Genomic DNA, 3,240 nt, shown 5'->3' on the forward strand with positions numbered 1-3,240 from the left:
CTCCTTTATGGCATGCGGAATGCCTTTTGTGGATCTGGTGCATTTGACACGGGAGAATCTCAGTGACAACGGGAAGGTATTATCTTACCACCGACAGAAAACCGGAACGCTGATTCGGATGGAGGTGAGTCCGGGAATGCAATGTCTGATAGACCGGTACAGCCATCCGGATGCAACGTATCTTTTTCCACTCTTACCTGAGGGGGCTACACACGAACAGTATAAATATTGCCTGGCCCGGCAAAACCAATATCTGGAGGAGATCCGTTTACTTTTGGAATGGGATGGGACACTGACTACCTACGTCTTCCGCCATACCTGGGCATCGGAGGCTTATCATAATCACATGGAGATAGGTCTTATCAGTCAGGTGCTGGGACACACTACGGAAGAGATGACGCGCAATTATCTATCGGATTTCAAACTCGATAAACTGGCAGAAGCAAATAAACAAGTTACTGAAAAAATAGAATCTCTGATAAGAGGATGAGTATTACCCTTATTTATATAATAAGGGTAGAGAATTTAAGGAAAAGTTAAATATCATAATCGATAAAGGGGAATATTATAATATGACGCTGTTAATGGAAAAGAGATATCTGTATTTAAAAATAATGAGAAAAACGACATTACTGATTGTGTTCTTTTATCTGCTTTGTGTACCGGATCTGATTGAACAAAATTATATCCGGACAAGTTCATTCCTGTATTCTTTTCTGGAAGGTTCTAACTGGTCGTTGTGTGAAATAGAATAAATAATGATATAGTTATCCGATATGATTAAAAATATAACAATATGAACAAACAACAACTCTTACAAGGATGGCTGAGTGTCGGCGTCCTATTGATTTCTTGCGGTAGTCCCCGGCAAATGACTTCTGAGGATATTATACCCGATCAGGTGGTTATCCCGCTCGAACAGGAAATGGCGAAGGTAAGCCAACCGGAAAATCTGGATATTCGGAATGTCAAAATCCCGTTGATGCGGATAGATGCGGCAGCTGTCTACCGCGAAATGCAGGTCTATACGGACCCTGCAGAAGAGAATGCTTCGCAAAGTGTAGCCGAACGGCTTACCGCGTTTATCGACTATCCGGCGGGTAGTGTCGCGTTAAATTCCAAATACGGGAATAACCGTGCCGAACTGGAAAAATTAAATGACAGGCTTCGTCCATTACTGGCTTCTCCAAAAAGGGTTTGTATCCACCTGACCGGCTATGCTTCGCCCGACGGCAGTACCCGGGAGAACGAACAACTGGCGGGAAATCGGACGATCCAGTTTAAAAATTATCTGTTGAAACAGTATAAACTACCCAACGATGGAACAGTCATGGTCGATTGGGCAGGTGAAGACTGGGAAGGGTTACGTCGCGAAGTGGCCGCATCAGGCAAAACCTATACCCGTCAGGTACTCGCTATCCTGAACGACACTGCCGAAGCCGACGACCGTCGCAAGCAATTACGCAACCTGGAGAAAGGAGCCGTTTATAAAGATTTGGAGAAAACGTTCTTTGCCCGTCTGCGCCGTATCGAGTTAACCGTAACAGGTGAAATGCCGGCAGCAAAGGCCATCGAACAAGGCTCTACCGAATTGGACGAACTGGCAACGCGGGTATACACCGCCCCTAAGAAGTTGTCGCAGGAAGAATTGTTGCGAATCGCGGCGATATACCGTCCGGGTACGGAGCAATATCGTGAAGTATATGAACTGATGGCGGATAAGCGATGAATAAGAATGAGCTTGCACATGCTATCAAGCAAGTACGCGGCTGTACCCAGTGCGAAGCCACCGAATTGCTGGATATGTTTATGGAAGTCTTAACAGAACAACTGTCACAGGGACAGTCGATCAATCTGCAAGGTTTCGGTGTATTTAAGCCCTGGCATCAGACATTACGCCAGGGTCGTAACCCCTGGACAGGGGAATCTGTCTCCATCCATCCACGCATCAGCATCAAATTCCACCCTGGGAAACTCTTGCTGGAAGCATTGAATAAAAAGAAATGATGCAGTAATCGTACATAGTAGCGGGGCAGGTCAGGGAATTTACCCTACCTGTAACAATATACTACTATGTACGATGAATTAAAGGCATTGTTCGGCAAAAAGAAGCCATCAGTAAGTAAGTTTGAAACCTTACTAAGTGAATTACCCCCTGTCAGACGTTTGTATTACCGGCAACTTGCCTATAAGAATGGGATTATCTGACAGTAGATTACAAAACGTTCCTGACTGATTTCCTTACTCGCGACTGGCAGCGGTCAATCGATTATTTGCTGGAACATACCGTGTTGGGTGAGCTACGGTTCGAGTTGCAAGAACCGGATATCATCCAGCGTTTTATCGATCTGATGGAAGGGAGGGCGTTCAACCATGAGGCTTCCTTTGTCCATCTGGCTTTCTCTCTCCGGCTTTCTTTTTCCTACGATTATAACATCGAGTACTTCGGCGATAAGCTCCGTAAGAGAATCCTTACTGCCACCGACCTTAATATGCTGAAAGACAAAACGCCTGTCACCAATGAGCCGGGTACACGCGAGCCGCAGGTGAAATAAGCATAAAGAATCGGGGAAGAGGACTTCGATAATAAAGGGATAAGTATCCCGTTCCCGTGCTTGACGCGAGACAAGCTTCCCTTTATAATCGCAGAAAGGTACTTTCTCTGTTATCCTATATTTGTTATGTGTTTCAATAACGGGTATTAACTAATACATTATTTATTATGGCAATGAAGTTTAAGTTGGTGACAAGAAAGAATCTGGGTCCGGATCAGAAAGATGTGCCGGAGAAAATCTATGCACAGATGGTGTGTGGCGATTATGTTCCTTTCGAAGAGTTTATCGAGGAAATTGCCGATAGCTCCGGTGTAGGTAGTGCCGGTGTGAAGGCGGTGATCGACCGCTCAGTGGTTATCCTGGTTCGCCATTTGCAGCATGGGCGAAGAGTACATTTCGGGGATCTGGGCCATTTTCGCTATAACTTCGGTTCGGAAGGAGTGGTGCATGAAAAGAGTTTTACAACGGGTTTGATCCGCGAACCGAAAGTTCGTTTCTTCCCAGGCAAAGACTTGCGTGTAGCCAAAAGCCGTACGAGCTTCGAAAAGATATCGTTGGAGAAAAAGAACGAGGGTGAAGGCGGTGGAGAAGACGACAGACCGGTGATCGAGTAGTGAGTCATGAAACGGTTGACGGTTCAGTTGATTATTGCAATCCTGCTCACATTGAGCGGGATTGTTCTTCT

General features: G+C 45.5%; 6 protein-coding genes. All 6 read left to right on the plus strand.

The features are described 5' to 3' along the window. Nucleotides 1-490 (plus strand): tyrosine-type recombinase/integrase (locus tag QZ076_RS21850; RefSeq protein ID WP_293717222.1); only part of this gene is annotated, 490 nt, incomplete at its 5' end. A gap of 124 nt (nt 491-614) precedes the next feature. After that, a complete protein-coding gene (locus QZ076_RS21855; protein ID WP_293717223.1) occupies nt 615-755 on the plus strand; it encodes a hypothetical protein in 141 nt (46 codons plus the stop codon). A 41-nt stretch (nt 756-796) separates the two neighbouring features. Then, nucleotides 797-1,729 carry a hypothetical protein gene (locus QZ076_RS21860; RefSeq protein ID WP_293717224.1) on the plus strand — a complete coding sequence of 311 codons (933 nt, stop codon included), beginning with the start codon at nt 797-799 and terminating at the stop codon, nt 1,727-1,729. Further along, complete coding sequence (locus QZ076_RS21865) at nt 1,726-2,007, plus strand: HU family DNA-binding protein (RefSeq protein WP_293717225.1); 282 nt, start codon at nt 1,726-1,728, stop codon at nt 2,005-2,007. The genes QZ076_RS21860 and QZ076_RS21865 overlap by 4 nt, the downstream gene beginning before the upstream one ends. 281 nt (nt 2,008-2,288) lie before the next feature. After that, nucleotides 2,289-2,555, plus strand: a complete 267-nt coding sequence (locus tag QZ076_RS21870) for a hypothetical protein (RefSeq protein WP_293717226.1) — start codon at nt 2,289-2,291, stop codon at nt 2,553-2,555. Between the two features lie 167 nt (nt 2,556-2,722). Next, nucleotides 2,723-3,169: an HU family DNA-binding protein gene (locus tag QZ076_RS21875; protein ID WP_293717227.1), complete on the plus strand. Its 447-nt coding sequence runs from the start codon at nt 2,723-2,725 to the stop codon at nt 3,167-3,169. Nucleotides 3,170-3,240: the final 71 nt, after the last annotated feature.

The organism is uncultured Parabacteroides sp. (genome assembly GCF_905196875.1).
In the GTDB taxonomy this organism is placed as follows: Bacteria; Bacteroidota; Bacteroidia; order Bacteroidales; family Tannerellaceae; genus Parabacteroides.

Coding starts and splice junctions, on each gene's coding strand:
- QZ076_RS21860 (WP_293717224.1), top strand. CDS start 797: ATGAACAAACAACAACTCTTACAAGGATGGCTGAGTGTCGGCGTCCTA.
- QZ076_RS21855 (WP_293717223.1), top strand. CDS start 615: ATGAGAAAAACGACATTACTGATTGTGTTCTTTTATCTGCTTTGTGTA.
- QZ076_RS21865 (WP_293717225.1), top strand. CDS start 1,726: ATGAATAAGAATGAGCTTGCACATGCTATCAAGCAAGTACGCGGCTGT.
- QZ076_RS21875 (WP_293717227.1), top strand. CDS start 2,723: ATGGCAATGAAGTTTAAGTTGGTGACAAGAAAGAATCTGGGTCCGGAT.